The 19371-nt window shown below is 73.0% G+C and carries 18 protein-coding genes; 10 read left to right on the forward strand and 8 right to left on the reverse strand.

The annotated features are described in order from the left end of the window. Positions 1-23: 23 nt before the first annotated feature. Positions 24-1031 carry a threonine ammonia-lyase gene (locus tag EJC51_RS04160; RefSeq protein ID WP_126269741.1) on the forward strand — a complete coding sequence of 336 codons (1008 nt, stop codon included), beginning with the start codon at positions 24-26 and terminating at the stop codon, positions 1029-1031. Here EJC51_RS04160 and EJC51_RS04165 read toward each other — a convergent pair. After that, positions 997-1986: a LysR family transcriptional regulator gene (locus EJC51_RS04165; protein WP_126269742.1), complete on the reverse strand. Its 990-nt coding sequence runs from the start codon at positions 1984-1986 to the stop codon at positions 997-999. The genes EJC51_RS04160 and EJC51_RS04165 overlap by 35 nt on opposite strands. A gap of 210 nt (positions 1987-2196) precedes the next feature. On the opposite strand from EJC51_RS04165, the gene EJC51_RS04170 reads away from it, so the two are divergent. From EJC51_RS04170 to EJC51_RS04175, 3 genes are all read left to right on the forward strand, one after another. Continuing rightward, the gene (locus tag EJC51_RS04170) at positions 2197-3192 is read left to right on the forward strand and encodes a helix-turn-helix domain-containing protein (RefSeq protein WP_244362477.1); all 996 of its coding nucleotides are present in this window, start codon (positions 2197-2199) and stop codon (positions 3190-3192) included. 75 nt (positions 3193-3267) lie between these two features. After that, positions 3268-3411, forward strand: a complete 144-nt coding sequence (locus EJC51_RS47630; protein ID WP_165951325.1) for a hypothetical protein — start codon at positions 3268-3270, stop codon at positions 3409-3411. A gap of 173 nt (positions 3412-3584) precedes the next feature. Then, positions 3585-5078 carry an FG-GAP repeat protein gene (locus EJC51_RS04175; protein WP_126269743.1) on the forward strand — a complete coding sequence of 498 codons (1494 nt, stop codon included), beginning with the start codon at positions 3585-3587 and terminating at the stop codon, positions 5076-5078. A gap of 92 nt (positions 5079-5170) precedes the next feature. On the opposite strand, the gene EJC51_RS04180 is transcribed toward EJC51_RS04175, so the two are convergent. The 3 genes from EJC51_RS04180 to EJC51_RS04190 all read right to left on the reverse strand — a co-directional run bounded on the left by EJC51_RS04180 (position 5171) and on the right by EJC51_RS04190 (position 8391). Then, a complete protein-coding gene (locus EJC51_RS04180) occupies positions 5171-6280 on the reverse strand; it encodes a beta propeller repeat protein (RefSeq protein WP_126269744.1) in 1110 nt (369 codons plus the stop codon). Positions 6281-6282: 2 nt separating this feature from the next. Further along, entirely contained in the window at positions 6283-7341 is a 1059-nt protein-coding gene (locus tag EJC51_RS04185) for a beta propeller repeat protein (protein ID WP_126269745.1), read from the reverse strand. 117 nt (positions 7342-7458) lie between these two features. Beyond that, complete coding sequence (locus tag EJC51_RS04190; RefSeq protein WP_126276805.1) at positions 7459-8391, reverse strand: alpha/beta hydrolase; 933 nt, start codon at positions 8389-8391, stop codon at positions 7459-7461. Between the two features lie 204 nt (positions 8392-8595). Between EJC51_RS04190 and EJC51_RS04195 the strand changes: the two genes are divergently transcribed. Next, the gene (locus EJC51_RS04195) at positions 8596-9114 is read left to right on the forward strand and encodes a P-loop NTPase family protein (RefSeq protein ID WP_126269746.1); all 519 of its coding nucleotides are present in this window, start codon (positions 8596-8598) and stop codon (positions 9112-9114) included. A gap of 43 nt (positions 9115-9157) precedes the next feature. On the opposite strand, the gene EJC51_RS04200 is transcribed toward EJC51_RS04195, so the two are convergent. Then, positions 9158-9730, reverse strand: coding sequence for a TetR/AcrR family transcriptional regulator (locus EJC51_RS04200; RefSeq protein ID WP_126269747.1), 573 nt, complete (start codon positions 9728-9730; stop codon positions 9158-9160). 104 nt (positions 9731-9834) lie between these two features. On the opposite strand from EJC51_RS04200, the gene EJC51_RS04205 reads away from it, so the two are divergent. Next, positions 9835-10302, forward strand: a complete 468-nt coding sequence (locus EJC51_RS04205; protein WP_126269748.1) for a nuclear transport factor 2 family protein — start codon at positions 9835-9837, stop codon at positions 10300-10302. A gap of 74 nt (positions 10303-10376) precedes the next feature. On the opposite strand, the gene denD is transcribed toward EJC51_RS04205, so the two are convergent. Then, complete coding sequence (gene denD, locus EJC51_RS04210; protein ID WP_126269749.1) at positions 10377-11408, reverse strand: D-erythronate dehydrogenase; 1032 nt, start codon at positions 11406-11408, stop codon at positions 10377-10379. A gap of 214 nt (positions 11409-11622) precedes the next feature. Here denD and EJC51_RS04215 point away from each other — a divergent pair, with 214 nt between their 5' ends. Both EJC51_RS04215 and EJC51_RS04220 read left to right on the forward strand, forming a co-directional pair. Continuing rightward, positions 11623-12819 (forward strand): serine hydrolase domain-containing protein, encoded by a 1197-nt coding sequence (locus EJC51_RS04215; protein ID WP_244362479.1) that lies wholly within the window; start codon positions 11623-11625, stop codon positions 12817-12819. Positions 12820-12864: 45 nt separating this feature from the next. After that, a complete protein-coding gene (locus EJC51_RS04220) occupies positions 12865-14409 on the forward strand; it encodes a serine hydrolase (RefSeq protein ID WP_126269751.1) in 1545 nt (514 codons plus the stop codon). Here EJC51_RS04220 and EJC51_RS04225 read toward each other — a convergent pair. After that, positions 14393-15208, reverse strand: a complete 816-nt coding sequence (locus EJC51_RS04225) for an AraC family transcriptional regulator (protein WP_126269752.1) — start codon at positions 15206-15208, stop codon at positions 14393-14395. The two genes, EJC51_RS04220 and EJC51_RS04225, sit on opposite strands and share 17 nt — an antisense overlap. A 70-nt stretch (positions 15209-15278) precedes the next feature. Between EJC51_RS04225 and EJC51_RS04230 the strand changes: the two genes are divergently transcribed. After that, the gene (locus tag EJC51_RS04230) at positions 15279-16097 is read left to right on the forward strand and encodes a phytanoyl-CoA dioxygenase family protein (RefSeq protein ID WP_208870684.1); all 819 of its coding nucleotides are present in this window, start codon (positions 15279-15281) and stop codon (positions 16095-16097) included. Continuing rightward, a complete protein-coding gene (locus tag EJC51_RS04235) occupies positions 16094-16405 on the forward strand; it encodes a hypothetical protein (protein WP_126269753.1) in 312 nt (103 codons plus the stop codon). Before EJC51_RS04230 ends, EJC51_RS04235 begins: the two co-directional genes overlap by 4 nt. A gap of 14 nt (positions 16406-16419) precedes the next feature. On the opposite strand, the gene EJC51_RS04240 is transcribed toward EJC51_RS04235, so the two are convergent. After that, positions 16420-19266 carry a helix-turn-helix transcriptional regulator gene (locus EJC51_RS04240; RefSeq protein ID WP_341870636.1) on the reverse strand — a complete coding sequence of 949 codons (2847 nt, stop codon included), beginning with the start codon at positions 19264-19266 and terminating at the stop codon, positions 16420-16422. Positions 19267-19371 lie beyond the last annotated feature (105 nt).

Consider the following 19371-nt stretch of genomic DNA (forward strand, 5'->3'; position numbering starts at 1 on the left):
GGACGTCGCTACGCTCGTGCGCCATGCGGCCCACACGCCTCGACACCGCCCGCATCCGGGCGGCCCGCCAGGTGATCGACCCGGCGTTCCTCGACACCCCGCTGTACCGTTGCGACGCGCTCGACCCCGTACTCGGCTGCGCGGTGAGCGTCAAGCTGGAGACGGCGAACCCGGTCCGCAGCTTCAAGGGCCGCGGCACCGAACTGGTCGCGAGCCGGCTCGCCGACCACGGACCCGGAGCCGTGGTGTGCGCCAGCGCGGGCAACCTCGGTCAGGCTCTCGCCTGGTCCGCCCGCGACCGCGGCCTCGATGTCACCGTCGTGGCCTCGCGCTTCGCGACCGCGGCCAAAGTCGACCGCATCCGCGCGCTGGGCGCCCGGCTGGAGTTGGTGGACGGCGACCACGAGGCGGCCCGCGAGCGCGCGGCGGCCATCGCCCGGCACGACGGCAGCAGACTGCTGGAGGACAGCCTCGACATCGAGACCTGCGAGGGCGCGGCGACCATCGGCCTGGAACTCGTGGCCCAGCAGACCGCCGTCCCGGCGTACGACGCCGTCCTGATCGCTCTCGGGGGCGGGGCGCTGGCGACCGGCGTGGGGCATGTGCTCAAGGCCCTGGCGCCCGGCGTCGAGGTGATCTGCGTCCAGCCGCGGGGCGCTCCGGCGCTGACCCTGTCCTGGCGTGCCCGACGCGTCGTCAGCACCGAGTCGGCCGACACCATCGCCGACGGTGTCGCCGGCCGGCACCCCATTCCCGCCGTCCTGGACGACCTCCTGCTGGTCGCCGACGACGCCGTCCTGGTCGAGGAGTCGTCGATCACGGCCGGCATGCGGCTGCTCCTGCACCACGCCGGGCTCGTCGTCGAGCCGTCGGCCGCGCTCGGCATCGCGGCGATCCTGGAGGACCGCGACCGTTTCGCGGGCCGGCATGTGGTCACGATCGTGTGCGGCAGCAACGTGGACATGACGGCGTACCACCGCTGGACCGGTACGGCGCTCACGCCCCGTCAGGATGCTCGGCCGCGCCTGTGACACCGGAGGGTGCCGCGGGTTCCGTGGTCCGCGCCTGTTGCAGGACCTGGCGGGCCACTTCGCGCAGCGCGGCCACGGCGGGCTTGTCCCGGTTCTCGGGGAGCCAGGCGAGTTCGGCGGTGGAGACGCCCAGCTCCGGGACGTCGACGTAGGTGAGGCCGGCGCGCGGATACAACCGGCGGGCGGCGGAGGGCAGGAAGGTGATCGCCTGTTGCTGGGTGACGGCGAGGACCATGCTCTCGGTGTCCCGGACCACCGGCCCGAACCGGACGGGCGTCCCGTCGGGGCGCGGGTTGACCGTGAGGTGGTCCCACCACGCGCGCGGTACTTCCGGAGGCATGTCGACGACGACGCGGTCGGCGAGCTGGGCGAGGGTGAGCACGTCCCGGTCGGCGAGCGGGTCGTCGGCGGGTAGGCAGGCCACGCGGGTCTCCGTGGCCAGGTGCAGGGACTGGATGCCCGGCGGCAGCGGGCCGCGCAGGAAGGCGGCGTCGACCTCGCCGGTGCCGAGCCTGCTGAACATGTCGACGAAGGTGAGGTTGCGGACCTCGATCTCCAAGTCCGGGTGGCCGCCGCGGAGTCGGGCGAGGATGGCCTGGGCGTACGGCATCGCGGCCTCGGCGCCGAGACTGCCGATCCGTAGGCGTCCGCGGGTGGTTCCGGCATGGACGTCGGCGGCCTGGAGCAGCCGGGCCATGGCGTCGACCACCGCCCTCGCCTCGTGGACGAGCCCCTGACCGGCGGGGGTGAGCCGCACGGCGCGGCCGCCGCGTTCGACCAGTTCGACGCCCAACCGCTGTTCCAGGGACCTGATCTGCTGGCTGAACGCGGGCTGGGTGACGTAGACGCGCGCCGCGGCTCTCCCGAAGTGGAGCTCCTCCGCGAGGACCAGCAGCAGACGGAGTTGGTGGATGCTCGGCTCCCGTGTGCCGCCGAGCCCACGACCAGGACTCATACAGGGAAGTTTATCGAGAAGGAGCCGATCCTCTCCGCCTTCTGATCTTTCCGGTGCGGGGCGGTCTGGACAGGATCGACACAGCTGCCGGGCGGACCCGCAGGCGATGGCGGGGTCCTTGCCGCGGCGAGGGGACGGCAAGGACCCGCCGTCCCACCGGTCGCCGGCGGCCCGAGCCGATCCGAATCTCATCGCCGTCGAGGACCATCAGTGCTTCGCATCCACTTCGACTGGAGCGACCTGCAGAACGTGCGGATCGCTCAACAGCCCGACCCGCTGTGGGAGTTGATGTGCGCGATCTGCCGTTGGCAGACCCGCCAGGGCCCCCTGTCCTTCGGCCACTGGCGCAGAGAGACCACACAGCGGCTGTCGCTCGACGTCCGCGCCGCTCGTGCCCTGCGCACCCTGCGCAGCTACGTCCCAACCACCGGCTACATCCCCGACTTCCTCACGCCGCCGCTCACGGGCGAAGGGCTGGAGGCGGGGCTGGAGTCGGTCCGGGCGACACCCCGCGACCGGCTGGTGACCGAACTGACCCGCCTCGCCGTGTCCACGCCCTTGCCGCGACGCGCGAGAGGACTGTACGAGCCGACGTACGGCTCACTCATGCTCGTGGCGGACGTCATGCGGCACTCGTTCCGCACCCTGCTGGAGCCGTACTGGGGGCATGTGCGGTCCGCGGTGAGCGACGACGTCGCCCTGCGCACCCGGACCCTGCTGGACGGCGGAACCGCCGCCCTCCTGAGCGGTCTGCGCCCGTTCGCCCGCTGGAACCCGCCGTACCTCGACGTCGACTATCCCGTCGACCGGGAGTTACGGCTGGAGGGCCGCGGGCTGGTGCTCGTGCCCTCGTACTTCTGCTGGCGCAGACCCACCGCGCTCGCGGACCCCGGCCTCGATCCGGTGCTGGTGTACCCCGTCCCCAAGCAGCCGATCGAGATCCTGCGCACCGGTGGGGAACGGCTGGACCGGCTGCTGGGCCGGACCCGCAGCGCCGTCCTCGCCGACGTGGCGGGCCACCGCACCCGTACGACGAGCGAGGTGGCGCGGCGCCTGCGGCTGGCACCCGCCAGCGCGAGCTACCAGATCGGCGTCCTGCGCGAGGCGGGCCTGATCGTGAGCCACCGCGACGGCAAACACGTGGAGCACTCGGCCACGGCGTTGGCGCACAACCTCCTGTCCGGCACCGGGGCGACGATTCGATGAGGCTCGAAAGCATGGCCGCACCCGCTGGTCCGATGGCACTGTCCAGGTGACCACCAAGGGGAACAGGGGAAACAAATGAACCTCCGCAAGCGCCTGTTGGCCGTGACCTTCCTGACCATCACCGGACTGGCCGGCCTGACCGCTCCGGCCCTGGCGGCGCCGATGCCCAGCAAGGCCGGAACCGTTTCCGTCCTGTGCGCGGCGGGCTGCTACCAGTAACCCGGCACCCCGGCCGCGTGTCGGGGCGCCGCAACAGATGTCACCGGCGTGTCACAGCCCTCCCGGGCCTCACAACCTGATGCGTGGCACCCGTGTCGAACACCGCGTCGGCCCAGACCAGCCGACGGACGTCATCACTGACTGACCATCAACCTTCCACGGGGGAAACAGACATGAGCTTCACCCTGCGCAGCACCCGCCGCACCGCGGGCTCGGCCGCCGTCGCCGCGGCCTCCTTCCTGGTGCTGGCGGGCGCCGGCATCCTGGCCGCGCCCACCGCGTTCGCGGGCGTCCCCGGCGGCACCGCCGCCGCCGACCGCAACAGCGACTTCAACGGCGACGGTTACAACGACGTCGTCACCGGCGCCCCGGACGGCACCGTCGACGGCAAGGAAAGCGCCGGGTACGTCACCGTGCAGTACGGCGCGCCCAACGGGATCGGCACCAACAACACCGTGCCGAGGGGCGAGGTCCAGCTCCTCAGCCAGTCCACCGCCGGCGTGCCCGGCACCTCCGAGTTCGGCGACCGCTTCGGGCAGGCGATCGCCACCGGCGACCTCGACGGCGACGGCTACGACGACCTGGTCGTCGGCACGCCCGGCGAGGACGAGGGCAGCGTCGAGGACGCCGGCCGGGTGACCGTGGTGTACGGCTCCGCCCAGGGCCTCGACACCGGGCGCACGTCGAGCATCACCGCCGCCCGCCCCACCGCCGACGCCCGCTTCGGCCTCGCGGTCGCCGCCGCCCGGTTCACCGGGGACATCGACGCCGACCAGCTCACCGTGCTCGACCAGACGGGCCTGAACGTCTTCACGTACCACGCGGGCGTCCTGCGCCAGGTCGGCACCCCGCACTCCACCGGCCACGCCCTCAACGGCGCCTATCTGACGACGGGCGACTACGACCACAACGGCTTCGCCGACCTCGTCGTCTCCGGCTACAGCCCCGACGACGACTACGCCAAGGGCTGGTCGGCCCTCTACGCCGGCGGCCCCGAGGGCCTGGCCTACCAGCGGGACCTGCACGGCGGTCTGGGCTCGGCCTCCGGCGACATCAACGGCGACGGGTACGACGACCTCGTCGTCGGCCAGCTCAGCGGCGTCGACGACACCACGGGCGACGCGGACGCGCCCGGCGGCCTCGTCGGCGTGTACTACGGCGGCGAGCACGGCCCCGCCGGCACGCCGCAGTGGTGGTCGCAGAACTCCCCCGGCGTGCCCGGTGCGGCCGAGCGCGGCGACGCCTGGGGCAACGACCTCTCCGTGGCCGACGTCGACGGTGACGGCCGCGCCGATGTGGCGGTCGGCGCACCCGGCGAGGACGTGGGCACCGTCGCCGACGCGGGAGCGGTCTGGCTGCTGCGCGGCTCGCGGACGGGACTGACCGGCACCGGCTCACAGTCCTTCGACCAGAACACCGCCAGCATCCCCGGTACCGCCGAGGCCGGCGACGCCTGGGGCGCCCAGGTACGGCTCGTGGACACCGACGGTGACGGCCGCGCCGAGCTGGTGGCCGCCGCGCCCGACGAGAACGCCGGTGACGGCGCGGTGTGGCTGCTGCCCGCGAGCGGCAACGGCCTCCTCGCCGACGGCTCCCGGTCCTACGGGGCCTCCGCCCTCGGCGGCGCCGCCCACGGCGCGCACTTCGGCTCGGTGATCGATGAGTAGACCGACCGCCGCATCCCCGGGCCGCTGCCGGCCCCTGACGATCAACGAGCCGCCCTGTGCGGCTCGTTGTTCGTCGTCCGCTGGTTCTCGCTTCAGCCGAACCGCAGGACGCGCGGCGCGAAGGTGCCCTCGGGGCCGTCGGCGCGGCCGACCGACCACACCGTCGCCGTACCCGGCACCGGCGCCAGCCGCAGCGTCCGGGAGTCCCCCTCACCGGGCACCGCCGGTTCCTCGTACCCGGCGAACGACTGTCCGTCCCAGGCGAGGAAGTCCGGTCCTGGAACCAGCGGGGGCGTGCTGCCCGGTGGGCCCCACTTCTGGGAGCGGGCCACCGAGATCCAGCCCAGCGCACCGGAGGTGGTGGGCGTCAGAGACGTGATCCCGCCGAAGTCGGTGGGCACGGCCACCTTGTTCCACGTCTGCCCGTCGAAGCGGACCAGCAGCGGCGGGATCGGCCGCCCCGGCGGACCGCCTACGAACCCGGCCGTGCCGCCCGCCCACACCTCCGTCGGCGAGACGGCCAGCACACTGCCCACGGCGGAGCGCGGGAACCCGTCGACGACGGTCTGCCGCCATGCCTGGCCGTCCCAATGGGACACCGCCGCCCCCGAGTTGGTCTCGCCCGCGGCCCACACGTCGTCGGCCGCCAGGATGTGCAGGCCGTACACCGACCCCGGCGGCACCGGCACGTCCCGCCAGCCGTGCCCGTCCCGGCGCAGCAGCGCCTGCGCGCCGTCCCGTGTACCGATCAGCCAGGTCTCGCCGCCGCCGGCGACGGCCTTCGTCAGGACGACCCCGCTCGGCGGCCGGGTCTCGGACCAGGTGGTGCCGTCGCAGTGCAGCAGCCGGGTGCCGCCCGCCGCGTCGCGGCCGACCGCCCAGACGGCGTTCGGCGAGGCCGCGGCGACGGACAGCAGTTCTCCCTGCCAGCCGATCCCGGGCAGGCTCTGCCGCTGCCACGCGGTGCCGTCCCAGCGCAGCACCAGCGGGAAGCCCGGCGCCTCGCGCCCCACGGCGTCGGCGCCCACCGCCCATGCCCGGTCCGGCCCGAAGGCCACGGCCTCGTTCAGCGCGGCCTGCGGGCGCACCTGCGCCGGGAGCGGAACGTGCTGCCAGGACGTGGTGTCCGCCGCGGCCGGGGTCATGAGCGTCATGACGGTCATGACGACGGCGAGAGCGGCGACGAGAAGTCGGCGTGCCATGGTCAGCCTCCCAGCCGCTCGCTCATCAGGTTCGGTTTCGAGCCGTAGATCTCGACGGTTCCGAAGGACAGCAGCACGGCCCCGGCCCTCGCCAGGACACTCGGCTTGACGTCGATCGCGTTCGTGCGCTCCGGACCGTAGGAGAAGCTCGTGCGCGAGCCGTCCACGCGTGCGTACTTCGACTGGAACGCGCGGTCGCTGCGCATCGGGAGCCACAGCGCGCCGTCCGGGCCGCGCACCATGCCCTCGGTGTGGGTGTCGCCCAGGGGTGGGTGAGTGGTGCGCCAGGCATGCCCGTTGAAGGTCATCAGGTAGGTGCGGGACACGCCGTCGGTGTACTGGCTGCCGCCGATCGTCATCCTGCCGGACGGTTCGAGCAGGATCGTGTGCACATTGCTGTCCGGCGGCAGCGGCACCTTCGCGTCCCGCCAGGCCGTGCCGTCCCAGCGCAGGACGGCCGTGCCGGTGCTGGTGTCCGCCCAGGCCCAGGCGTCGCCGGCGGAGCGTGCGGTGATCCCCATCAGGAACAGCACCCCGTCCGGGGTGGCCTGGGCCGTCCAGGCGGAACCGTCGTAGTGCAGCACCTTCAGCCCGGTGTCGTCCTCACCGACCACCCAGGCGGCGCCCGGCACCGCGGCGAAGTCCTGGTAGGTCCACAGCGTCTGCGGCAACGGCACGGCACTCCACCCGTTCGCGGACCGGCGCAGGATCTCCCCCGCCCCCTCGCGGTCGTGGAGGAACCACACCTCGTCGCCGACGAACTGCACCTTCCCGAGCCAGCCCGGCTCGGTGGCGCCGGGGAAGCCGGTGTCCCGGCTCCATGCGGTGCCGTCCCACCGGTACAGCATCGGCCGCGGTCCGTCGGCGGCCTGCTCGTACCCCGTCGCCCACGCCTCCCCCGGCCCGCGGGCGGCGAGATCGGACACCGTCACCGGCGGAGCGGCCGCCGGCACCGACAGCACCGACCAGCTCGTCGTGGCCGGCGTCGCGACCGCGGCCGGTGACACGGCCGCGGCACAGGTGACGACAAGGCAGATGATGATCGCGCGGAGACCGTTCACGAGACCTCCCAGGCTGCGAAGCCCGCACACGGTACGGGCGTTCACCCACCCGTGAACAGACGGCATTCGGCCATCACGGGCCCCGCTGAACGCTCGACGCGCCCGGGTCCTGCGCGGCTACGCCGACCCCAGGGCTCCCAGCAACAGGGGCAGGGAGCGGTGGAGTTCGCGCTCCCAGTAGGGCCAGTCGTGGGTGCCGGGGCCGTAGAAATCGGTGGTGAGCCGCACTCCGGCCGCCTTCAGCCGGTCGGCGACCGCGTGGTTCATCTCGTTCAGCGTCGCCTCCAGGTCGTCGTAGGCGCCGGGCGGGTCGAAGGGGCCGGCGGTGCCGTCGCCGCTCGACAGGAAGACGGGGGTCGAGCGCAGCCGCTTCGCGAGGTAGTACGGGTCGTGCTCCTCCCAGATGGCGCGCTGGGCCACCGGGTCGCCCCACATCGCGAGCGGGTCCTGACCGTAGTCCCGCAACAGGCCCATCAGTCCGTTCGGGAAGTCGCCGTAGAGCGGATGCACCACGCCGCTGTAGCTCGCGGCCGCCCGGAACATGCCGGGGTGGTGGGCGGCGTAGAGCAGGGTGCCGAGGCCGCCCATGGAGAGGCCCGCGACGACCCGGCGGTGGCCGGCGCCGTAGCCGTGCTCCAGCAGCGGGAGCAGCTCCCGCAGATGGAAGGTCTCCCAGGCCGGCGAACCCCCCTTGCCGTGGTTCCACCAGTCGCTGTACCAGCCGTACTCACCGCCCTCGGGCATGACGACCAGGGTGCCGCGCAGCTCGGGCAGTGTCGCGACGTCGGTCTGGCGGGTCCAGCTGTCGTACGTGTCGCAGCAGCCGTGCAGCAGCAACAGCACCGGCCAGCGCTGGTGCGTGCGCCGCTCGTCCCAGCCGTCCGGGGTGAGCAGCCGCACCTTGGCCGTGCGGCCGAGGGCGGGCGAAGAGACGGTCAGGTCGACCAGGCGGTTGCCCACCTTCTCCTCCGCCACCACCTTGGCGCGGCCGCTTCCGCCGCCTCCCGCCCCACCGGCCGCCGCGGTCGCGGTCCCCGGCAGGACCGCCATGACCAAGGCGACCAGGGCTGTCCAGAGCAACAGACGGACACGACCAGGGTGCACAGCGAGCCTCCACTTCGAGCGAACCGCTCGGTCAGGGATCGGTACCACCGGGGAGCGTACGGATCGGTGGGGTATGGGTCACTACGCCATACTGCTGAAGTCAGACGGACGACAGCGTTCCAGCGGCAGTCGGGAGCAAGGCGTGCACTCTTGAACCGGATCTTGGTGGTGGGTGTCACCGGCGCGGGCAAGTCGACGCTCGCGCGAGCCCTCGGCGGTCGACTGGGGCTGCGCTACCACGAGATGGACGCGCTGTACTTCAACGGCCCCGGGTGGGCGGTCAACGGCAACCTGGCCGAGGACGTGTCACGGCTGACCGCCGAAGGCGGGTGGGTCATCGACTCCCTCGGCTACCCGGAGGTGCGTGACCTGCTGTGGGACCGGGCCGACAGCGTGGTCTGGCTGGACTATCCCAAGCGGGTCGTCATGCCGCGCGTACTCCGCCGCTCCCTCCGGCGCAGCGTCACCCGCGAGTCCCTCTTCGGCGGCAACAGGGAGACCTGGAGGGGCTGGCTGAGCCGGGAGCATCCGGCCTGGTGGGCCTGGTCCCAGCACGGGCCCCGCCGGCGCGAGATCGAACGCCGGGTCCACGATCCCCGCTTCGCCCCGCTGAAGACCCTCCGCTTCACCCGTCCTGAGGACACCGCGGCCTGGTTGGCATCCGTCTGACCGGCGCCGGGCCCTGGTTGGCATCCGGTGCCGGGCCCTGGGATCACGGGTTACGCGGGACCGCGGTCGGCGCGAGGCCCGCGAACACGATGCCGAGCATGCGGGAGCGCACCTCGTCGTCCAGCGGCGCGTGGGCGGCGGCGCGGGACGCACCGACCAACAGGGCGTAGACCTCGGGCAGTTCGACGTCGTCGCGTACCGCGCCGGCCTGTTGGGCGCGGTCGAGGAGTCCGCCCACCGCTCGGCGCAGGGCCTGCGCGGCTTCGGTGGCCCGGCTGTCGGCGGCGCCACCCGCCTCCGACAAGGCCTCCGCGAGGGCGATCTTCTTCGTCGCGTCGGCAACGAGATGCCGGAAGAAGCCGAAGAACGCCTCCCCCGGCTCCCGGGCGTCGAGCCGCGCCTCGGCCTCCGCCGTGAGCCGCTCGAAGTGCCGGACGAGCACGGCCTCCAACAGGGCGGCCTTGGTGGGGAAGTTCCGGAAGACGGTCGCGATGCCGACCCCGGCGAGGCGCGCCACCTCCTCGGTGGACGCCGACTTTCCGCCGTGCCCGAAAACGTCCTCGGCGACATCGAGGACACGCTCACGATTGGCCTGCGCGTCAGCTCGCCGTGCCATCCAACATCGCTTCCTCACAAGTCCGTTGACTACCGGAGTGACGACTCCATATATTCGGAGTCGCCACTCCGGATCATAGCCGACCGCACGCCAGAGGAGAGCCCATGTCCGAGGACCCCGAGCCCGAGCACCGCAGCCCGCGTGACGTCTTCCTCGCCCTGGTGAACGGTGTCGCGGAGGGCCGCTGGGAGGAACTCCCCGAGCTCTACGCCGAGCACACCGACGTCGTCCACCCCTTCCACCCCCTGCGCGCCCCGGCCCTGCGCACCCGCGAGGAACTGCGCGCACACTTCGCTCCCACGGGCACGGGCCCGCTCCTGATCCGCCGCCCGGCGAACATCACCATCCACGAGACCGCCGACCCCGAGGTCATCGTCGCGGAGTTCGAGTACCGGGGCCACGTCGCCGAGAGCGGCGAGGAGTTCGCCCTCCCCGGCATCTTCGTCCTACGGGTGCGCGACGGGCAGATCGTGAGTTCCCGCGACTACTTCGACCACCTCGCCGCGGCCAGGGTCCGCGGAGGCCTGGACCCGCTCTTCGCGGCGCTGCACAGCGCCGGCGAGACCGGATGACGGTCGGCAGCGCACACACCGGGGCCGGCCGTGACGGAAGGCTTTCACCCGTCGACCTCCAACAGGTCTGCCCTTCATCCGAGTTGCCGTAGGCGCGGCCGGTCCGCGAGTGCCTCCGGGTGGTCGGCCGCATAGTCCCGTACGACCGCTTCGAAGCTCGCGTCGGGCCTCAGGCCCAGGTGCGCGCCGCGGGTGTTGTCGAAGTCGGCGGGCCAGGAGGCCACGACGGACTCCACGAACGGATCGGGGCTGAACGTCACGAGGTCGGCGGTCTGCGGCCCGGCCAGCCGTCGCAGCGTGTCGAGCATGTCGGCGACCGAGACGGTGAGGGCGGGCACGTTGACGGGGGTCGCTCCCCGGATCCGGCCCGGCCCGTCGCCGTGCCCGGCTTCCGCGACGCACAGCAGGGCCTGGACCGTGGTCCGCGGGGAGGCCACGGCCAGGGTCAGCTCCGGGGCGACCGGGCAGACGGCCGGCCGGCCGGCGAGCGGCTCGCGGATGATCGCGGAGACGAAACCGGACGCGGCCGCGTTGGGCCGTCCCGGTCGTACCGCCACGGTCATCAGCCGGACCACGCGCCCGTCGACGTAGCCGCGGCGGCTCATGTCCGCGATGAGGTGCTCGCACACCAACTTCTGCGTGCCGTAGCTCGATCGCGGTGTGGGCAGGGTCGTCTCGCTGACCGGCTGAGAGAGGTCCCCCGCGGCGGGCCGGCCGTAGACGGCGATGCTGCTCGTGAACACCACCCGTACCGTCGGGCCGCCCGTCGCCGACTGCGTCCGCGCCGCATCGAGCAGGGCCCGGGTGGCGTCCACGTTGACGCGCATACCGAGGTCGAAGTCGGCCTCGCACTCGGCGGACACCGCCGCGGCGAGATGGAACACCACGTCCACCGGCTCGGCGAACACCTCGGCGAGGCGGTCGACCAGGTCGCCGGTCACCACCTGCGCCAGCGCGTCAGCGGTCGGCTCCTCGTCGGGCGGAGCCACCCGATCGACCAGCACCAGCCGACTGATCGGTACCCCGCTGAACGACCGGCCGCGCAGGAGTTCCCTGACCAGCAGGCGTCCCACGAACCCGGACGCGCCCGTCACGACGATCCTCACTCGCCTCTCCCCCTCACCAGACGGTCGGCGGCTCACACGATGGCCCACCCCGTCGCCGGTCCGCCAGTGCGCCCGAGGCGATACGTACGTCAGAGCGATGCGCGCGGCGCGAACGGGTGGACTCGTACGGTGGGCGCCCGTACGGACAACCCTCGCTCACGGCGCGGATGGTGACGTGACTGCCTCGCCCCAGACCTGGAAGAGGCACCGAGACGTGAGACGACGTATCCCCGCCCGCCGTGCCCTCGCCGCGGCGCTGCTCGTGGCGTCCCTGCTGACCCCGCTGGCGGCGGCCCCCGCCACCGCCGCCCAGGCGCCCCGCAGCAGCGCTGGTGACGACTGTCCCCCGCACGAACTCGACCCGAAGCTGGCCGCCCGGCTCGACGCGGCCATCGAGAAGGTCCGCCGGCAGGCCGGCATCCCCGGTGTCGTCGCCGGGCTGTGGATGCCGGGCAAGGGCAGCTACGTCCGCGCCACCGGCGTCGCCGACAAGGCCACCGGCCGGCCGATGACCTCGGACGTGTTCGTGCGCATCGGCAGCGAGACCAAGACGTTCACGGTCACCGCGCTGCTCGAACTCGTCGACGACGGCCTGATCGGGCTCGACGACCCGATCTCCCGTTACGTCCACGGCGTGCCCCGAGGGCATCGGATCACGCTGCGCCAGCTCGCCGAGATGCGCAGCGGCCTCTACCCCTACACCGCCGACGCTGACTTCCAGCACGATCTGCTGAGCGACCCGACGCGGTTCTTCACCCCGCGGGAGGTCCTGGCGTACGGCTTCAAGCACAAGAACACCTTCGCGCCGGGCGAGAAGTTCGAGTACTCCAACACCAACCTCGTGCTCCTCGGTCTGGTGGTGGAGAAGGTCAGCGGGCGGCCCCTGGCGGACTTCCTGGAGGAGCGGGTGCTGCGGCCCGCCCGGCTGTCCCGCACACTGCTCCCGCGAGGCTTCGAGTTCCCGCGGCCGCATCCGCGCGGCTACACCAACCAGACGCTGACCGGTGAGGTCGCCGACAGCACGGACTGGAACCCCAGTTGGGCCTGGGCGGCCGGGGCGATGATCTCCGACCTGCACGACCTGCGCCGCTGGGCGAAGATCGTCGCCACCGGGACGCTGCTACGGCCCGAGACCCAGGCACAACGGCTGAAGATGCTCCCCACCGGCTTCCCCGGCACCAACTACGGCCTGGGCATCTTCGAGAGCGGCGGCTGGATCGGGCACAACGGGTCCATCCCCGGATACGAGACGGTCACCGTCTACCTGCCCGCGAAGAAGGCCACCCTGGTACTGATGATCAACACCGACATCTTCTCCCAGGGCCAGGAGCCGTCCACCCTGCTCGCCCGGGCGATCACCGAGATCGTGACGCCGGACCACGTGTACGCCCGTCCGATCCCCCCGAGGTAGCGGGCAGCGCGCGACAGACGGCGGCGGGCGTCTTTCAATGGAGGAGTGAACACTCTTGGGTGGATCACCGCAGCCGGGTTGTCGGCGCTGCTGGGCGCCGCCGCACCAGGACCCTCGCCGCCCCCTCCGCAGCCCCCGCCCCAGCTCGACGACGCGGAGGTGCAGCGGGCCGTCGACCAGCTGGACGGTGTGGTCGAGGCGGCCATGAAACGCACCGGGACCCCGGGCGTGGCCGTCGCCGTGGTGCATGACGGCAAGGTGATCCATCTCAAGGGCTACGGGGTCCGCAAGGCCGGCGAGAAGGCCGCCGTCGACGCCGACACCGTCTTCCAGCTGGCGTCCGTGTCGAAGCCGATCGCCTCCACCGTCGTCGCCGGCGCGGTCGGTGTGGACGGCTGGGCCGAGCCGGTCGCCCCGAACGTGCCGGACTTCCGGCTGAAGGACCCGTGGGTCACCTCCCATGTGACGGTCGCCGACCTCTTCTCGCACCGCAGTGGCCTGCCCGACCACGCCGGGGATCTGCTGGAGGACCTCGGCTACGACCGCGACTACATCCTGTCCCACCTGCGCTACGAGCCGCTGACCCCGTTCCGCGCGAGCTACGCCTACACCAACTTCGGTCTGACGGCCGCCGCCCAGGCCGTCGCCGACGAGAAGGGCGTGTCCTGGGAGAAGCTCGCCGCCGACACCCTCTACAAGCCGGCCGGCATGGAGTCCACCAGTTCCCGCTTCGAGGACTACGCGAAGGCCGAGGACCGGGCCTGGGGCCACGTCAAGGACGCCGACGGCGACTGGAAGGCCGAGTCCGTACGCGATCCCGACGCGCAGTCCCCCGCCGGCGGCGTCAGCTCCAGCGCCCGGGACATGGCGCGGTGGCTGCGGCTCCAGCTCGGCGAGGGCAAGCTGGACGGCAAGCAGATCATCGACGCCGAGGCCCTGGAACGCACCCACTGGCCCGAGGCGGTCGCCAGTCCACCGCACGCCGCGGCCGGCCGGACCGGCTTCTACGGCCTGGGCTGGAACGTGAGTTACGACGACGAGGGCCGCCTCAGGCTCTCGCACACCGGGGCGTTCGCGCTCGGCGCGCACACCAACGTCACGATGCTGCCCGGCGAGGAGCTCGGCATCGTCGTCCTCACCAACACCGCACCGGCCGGGGTCGCCGACGCCGTGGCCCTGGACTTCTTCGACATCGCGCAGACCGGGAAGGTCAGCCGCGACTGGATCCCGCTCGTGGACGGTCTGTACCAGCAGCAGGAGGACGCGGGCCGGTCGAAGACCGACTACGCCCACCCGCCCTCCGGTGCCGCGCCCGCGAAGGCGGCCGACACCTACACCGGCACATACGCGAGCGACTACTACGGACGGGCGCAGGTCGTCGCCGACGCCAAGGGCCGGCTGACGCTGCGGCTGGGCCCGGAGCCCCAGTCGTACCGGCTCACGCACTACGACGGCGACACGTTCAGCTTCGAGACGGCCGGCGAGAACGCGGTCGGCCGGACCGGCGTCACCTTCGATCCGGGCAGGAAGACCTTCACCGTCGAGTACCTCGATGCCGAGGGCCTGGGCACCTTCACTCGGGCCGACTAGACGGGCCGGGCGCTCCCCCGCTCGCCGCCTGCCGCACCGCCCGTGGTGAGGCGCCCAGTTCCTTGCGGCAGGTCTTGTTGAAGGCCTGGAGGTCGGGGATGCCGACGGCGGCCGCGATCGCCGGAATGGCCAGGGTGGAGGCGTTGAGGAGGTGCCGGGCGCGCGCCATGCGCCGGTGTCTGATGTAGCCGACGACCGTGTACCCGGTGTCCTCGCGGAACAACCGGGTGAGGTGGGTGTGCGAGACACCGGCGGCGCGGGCGACGGCCGGGATGGTCAGGGGCCCGGCCAGGTGTTCCTCGATGTGTGCCATGGCGGTCCGCAGCGCGGGGTGCCGGGGGCTCGGGCTGTTCTCGGCGGAGCCGGTCAGGGTGGTCGTGCGCCACAGCACGGTCCACAGTTCCGCCGAGGCGCGCAGCGGGGACTGCGCGATCGCCGCGACCGTCTGCCGCAGCAGCCCGCTCAGCGCGGTCGCGTCGGCTCCGGTGTCCTGCATCGCCGGAAGCCGGCGCCGCTCGCCCTCGCCCGGCAGCCGGAAGTGGGCGTACAGGTGCTCGCAGCGCGGGGCGTCGTAGTGGAAGTGCACCTCGGTGTCGGGCGGGACCAGGCTCAGATGCCCCGGCCGGATGGGATGCGACACCCCGCCGAACTCCAAGGTGCCGGAGTAGCCGTAGAGATGGAGCTGCCACAGCCGGGGCAGCCGGAACACCTCGTGCGGCCCGGCCGCGCCGTGCACGCCCACACCGGCGTTCGCCACCTGGGGCGGGAGATCCAGGGCCAGTTCCACGTCGTGCCGCATGGTGGAAAATTACCAGTGGTCGTCGATTACAGCCCATTGCGAGAGCTACATCCGATCCTAGGCTCGCCGTATGTCAACCACACCTCAGCTGCTGAGCAGCGTCCAGGTGGCGCGGTTCGTGGCGCACGGTTTCCTGCGTCTCGACGGCGTCGTACCGGCGGAGATGAACACGGAGGCGCTGGGCGTCTTCGCCGGGGATCTGCCCGTCGTGCCGTACGGCACACCCGTGCCGAAGGCGTTCCCCGAGGACTCGTTCGCCCGCAGGCTCGTCGAACTGCCCTCCGTGGCCGGGGCGTTGCGCAGCCTGGTCGGCCCCGACCCGACCGTCGACCACCACTTCGTGCACACGCGCCAGCCGCACGAGGGCAGCGCACAGCCACTGCACGCCGACGCCCTCATCGACGTGCGCCCGGACGCCTTCGACGTGCAGCTCATGTACTACCCGCAGGACGTCACCGCGGACATGGGCGGCACCCTCGTCGTGCCGGGCAGCCATCTGCGCCGGATCAACGAGTCCGACACCGGCCGCTACCAGAACCTGCTCGGCCAGACCCGGCTGACCTGCACCGCAGGCACGGTCATGCTGCTGCACCACGGCATCTGGCACGGCGGGCGGCGCAACGACAGCGACACCGTCCGCCACATGTACAAGATCCGCTTCAACCCGACCGTGCCGCAGGTGCGCTTGTGGGACGTGACGGATCTGAACTCCCCTGCCGTGTCGGAGGAGTTGGGGCGTACCTTCCCCTGGTACGAGGGCGCCACCGGCCGACTGGAGATCCACAACCGGATCCAGCTGTGGCGCACCCTGAGCGGCGACGCCGACTTCGACATCGACTACTGGGCCACCCGTATCGCCAACCGGCCCGCCCTGAGGAGCCAGGCATGACCCTCGCGGAACACGAGACGACCCGGATTCCCGCGGGCGTCACCCGGCAGCAGGTCCTCGTCCTGTACCTGTCCACGTCCGCGCTCGACGCGCAGGTGGTCGGCTGGGCCCGCTACGACGGCACCGGCACCACCCGCCCCACCACCGGCGACAGCGACGAACCTCCGTACGCCACCGGCGTCGCCGCGCTGGAGGACGGCTGGCGGCTGTTCCAGGCCGCCCAGCTCATCCCGCCCTATCCGGGCGCGGAGCACGAAACGTCGTTCCTCAAGCACGAGTTCTTCTTCGAGAAGCTCGTTCAGCTGTAGGCGCTGAGGGGTCGTCAGTCCGGGTCCGGCAACCGGCCGAGGGCATCGCGCAGTTGAGCGCGGCCGGTGACGCCGAGCTTGGGGAAGATCTTGTGCAGGTGGTAGCCGACGGTGCGCGGGGAGAGGTAGAGCCGGGCGCCGATGTCCCGGTTGGTCAGGCCCTCCGCCGCCAGCCGGGCGATCTGCAACTCCTGCGGGGTCAGGTCGGCCACGGTGGCGTCGGCGGGGGTCAAGGTCACGCCCGCCGCGCGGAGTTCGGCGGCGGCGCGTTGGGTCCAGGGGCGCGCGTCCAGTCGTACGAAGGTGTCGTGGGCGGCGGTCAGCTGGGGGCGGGCTTCCGCGGTGCGCCGGCGGCGGCGCAGCCACTCCGCGAAGTCCAGGCGGGCGAGGGCGAGTTCGAAGGGCCAGCGGGCCGCCGCCGGGTCCTCGGTCGCCGCACGGAAGTGGGGTTCGGCGTCCTCGGGTTCGCACAGCAGGGCCGAGGCGCGGTGCACGAGCGCGGCCAGCCGGGCGGAGCGGGGCTGTTCGAGGGTGCGCCGCACGGCGCCGAGCACGGTCCGGGCGTCGTCCGCCCGCCCGGCGCGGACGGCCGCGGCGGCGAGATCGGCGAGGTGGTAGAGGGAGGCGTGGTAGTGGACGGGGGCGGGGCGCGCCTCGTCGGTGAAGGTGGCGCGGAGCTGGCCGTACGCCGTCTCGTGGTCGCCCTCCGCCGTCGCCGCCAGGGCGAGCGCGTGGCGGTGACGCACGTACAGACTGCGGGAGCCGCGCAGGTCCCGGCCGCGGACGGCCTCCGCCACCCGGGCCCGCGCGCCGATGTGGTCGCCGCGGGCGGCGCGCAGGGTGGCCTGGAGGATCGGTGAGCCGACGGCGACGTTGTCCGCGCCCGCCTCGGTCGCCATCCAGAAGGCCTCCTCGGCGGCGGCCTGCGCCGCGTCCCAGGACCCGCTCTCGAAGTGCGCCAGGGCCAGGGCCTGGGCGACGGTGCAGTTGGCGCCGGCGGTGGCGGCGCTGCGCAGGTGGTCCCGGGCGCGACCGAGGAGACGTACGGCCTGCTCGGTCTCGTCCAGGATCCAGGCCGCGCCGCCGAGGGTGACGAGTCCTGGCAGGGTGCGCTCCGAGTCGTCCGGCAGGGTGTCGACGGCGGCGGTGAGGTGCTTCAGCAGCTGCGGCCGGTCGGTGAACGGGTGGACCGCCGCGCGGGTCCAGACACGGTCGGTGCCGTCCGGCTGCGGTGCGACGAGGCCGTCGATGCGCTGGATGTCGTGCCGGTGGCGGGGGTCCCCGGAGTTGTACGCGGGGGTCGCCGCCGTTCCCAGGGCGCTCAGGGCGAGGGCCGGTGCGGGCGTGGCCATGGATTCCGCGACGGGGATCAGGAAGGCCAGGGCGTCGTCGTGGCGCAGGGTGACGGCGAGGGACCAGCCCGCCCGCAGGGAGGCTTCGGCGAGGAGTTGGGGGTCTTCGGTCAGCGTGGTGACGCGGCCCGCGATCTCTCCGACCCATTGCGGGTGCCCCGCGTACATGGCGGACTCGGCCGCGGCGAGCAGCCGGCGGGCGCGTTCGCCCGGGTCGGGGGTGAGTTCCGCGGCGCGTTCCAGGGCGGTCGCCGCGGCGGCGTGTCCGCCTCGGTGGCGGAAGCGGAGCGCGCTCTCGGCGAGGGCGGCGGCGATCTCCGCGTCGGGACCGAGGGCGGCCGCGGCGAGGTGCCAGGCGCGGCGGTCGGGTTCGTGGGCGAGCGCGGCGGCGAGGGTGAGGTGGGCGGCGCGGCGTTCGGCGAAGGTGGCCGCCTGCTGGACGGCCGAGCGGACCAGCGGGTGCCGCAGCCTCACCTGGCCGCCCTCGACCCGGACCAGTCCGGCCTGCTCGGCCGGTGCCCAGATCTCCGGGTCGCCGAGGTCCGGGACGTCCGAGAGCTGGGCGGTGCCCGCGACCGCCGCCAGGAGCAGGGCTCGTCGCGTGGCGGCCGGAAGGGCGGGCAGGTCGGCGGCGAACAGGTTCTCCAGGCGGGCGGTCAGCGGCAGGGCGTCGGCGGCGGAACCGAGGGCGCGGTCGGTCATGGGCGGTGCGCCGCCCGGGTCGCGGGCGAAGGCGCGCGTGAGCTCGATCAGGGCGAGCGGGTTGCCCGCCGCCTGCGCGAGGATGCGGGAGCGCATCCGGCCCGTCGGGGGCTGCGGCTGCGCGTCCAGCAGCCGCCCGGCGGCGGCCCGGTCCAGCGGGTCGGCGGTCAGGTGCGGGAAGTCGCGGTCGAAGCGCGCCGGTACGGCCGCCTCACGGGCGGCGAGCAGCAAGGCCACGGGTTCCCCGTCGAGGCGCCGGGCGGCGAAGGCGAGGACGTCCAGTGAGCCGACGTCCAGCCACTGGGCGTCGTCGACGGCGATGAGCAGCGGCCGCCGGGCCGCCGCGTCCAGCAGCAGCGCCAGCACGGCGGCCCTGATGGTCAGCGGGTCCGGCGCCGCCGCTCCGCCGGCCGGGTCCATGCCGAGCGCCTGGCGCAGGGCGTCGCGCTGGTGGGCGGGCAGCCGGTCCACGCCGCCGAGGACGGGGCGCAGCAGCTGGTGAGCCCCTGCGAAGCCGAGATCCTGCTCGCCCTCGCAGCCCCGCACCCGCAGCACCCGGCGGCCGCGCTCGGTGGCCTGTGCGGCGGCCCGGTCGACCAGGGCGCTCTTGCCCGCTCCCGGCTCACCGGTCAGCACCAGCACACGGGGGCCGTCGCCGTCCGCCGCGTCGATCAGGCGGGCGATCCGGGACAGTTCTCGCTCCCGGCCGAGCAGTGCGGGTCCGTCCCCCTGTCCGGCTCCGAAGTCGTCGAAGCCGCTGATCCCGCCGAAGTCCATGAAAACCCGTTCCCGCCCGCCACCGCTCACGCCCCATCCTGCCAGGTGGCCGTACATGACCGGTCACATGACAGAAGCGCGGCCCGCCACCTCGCTGGCAGCCTGCGAGCACCGGGCAGGGCACAGAGGCGGGAG

Source organism: Streptomyces aquilus (assembly GCF_003955715.1).
GTDB classification, from domain to species: domain Bacteria; phylum Actinomycetota; class Actinomycetes; order Streptomycetales; family Streptomycetaceae; genus Streptomyces; species Streptomyces aquilus.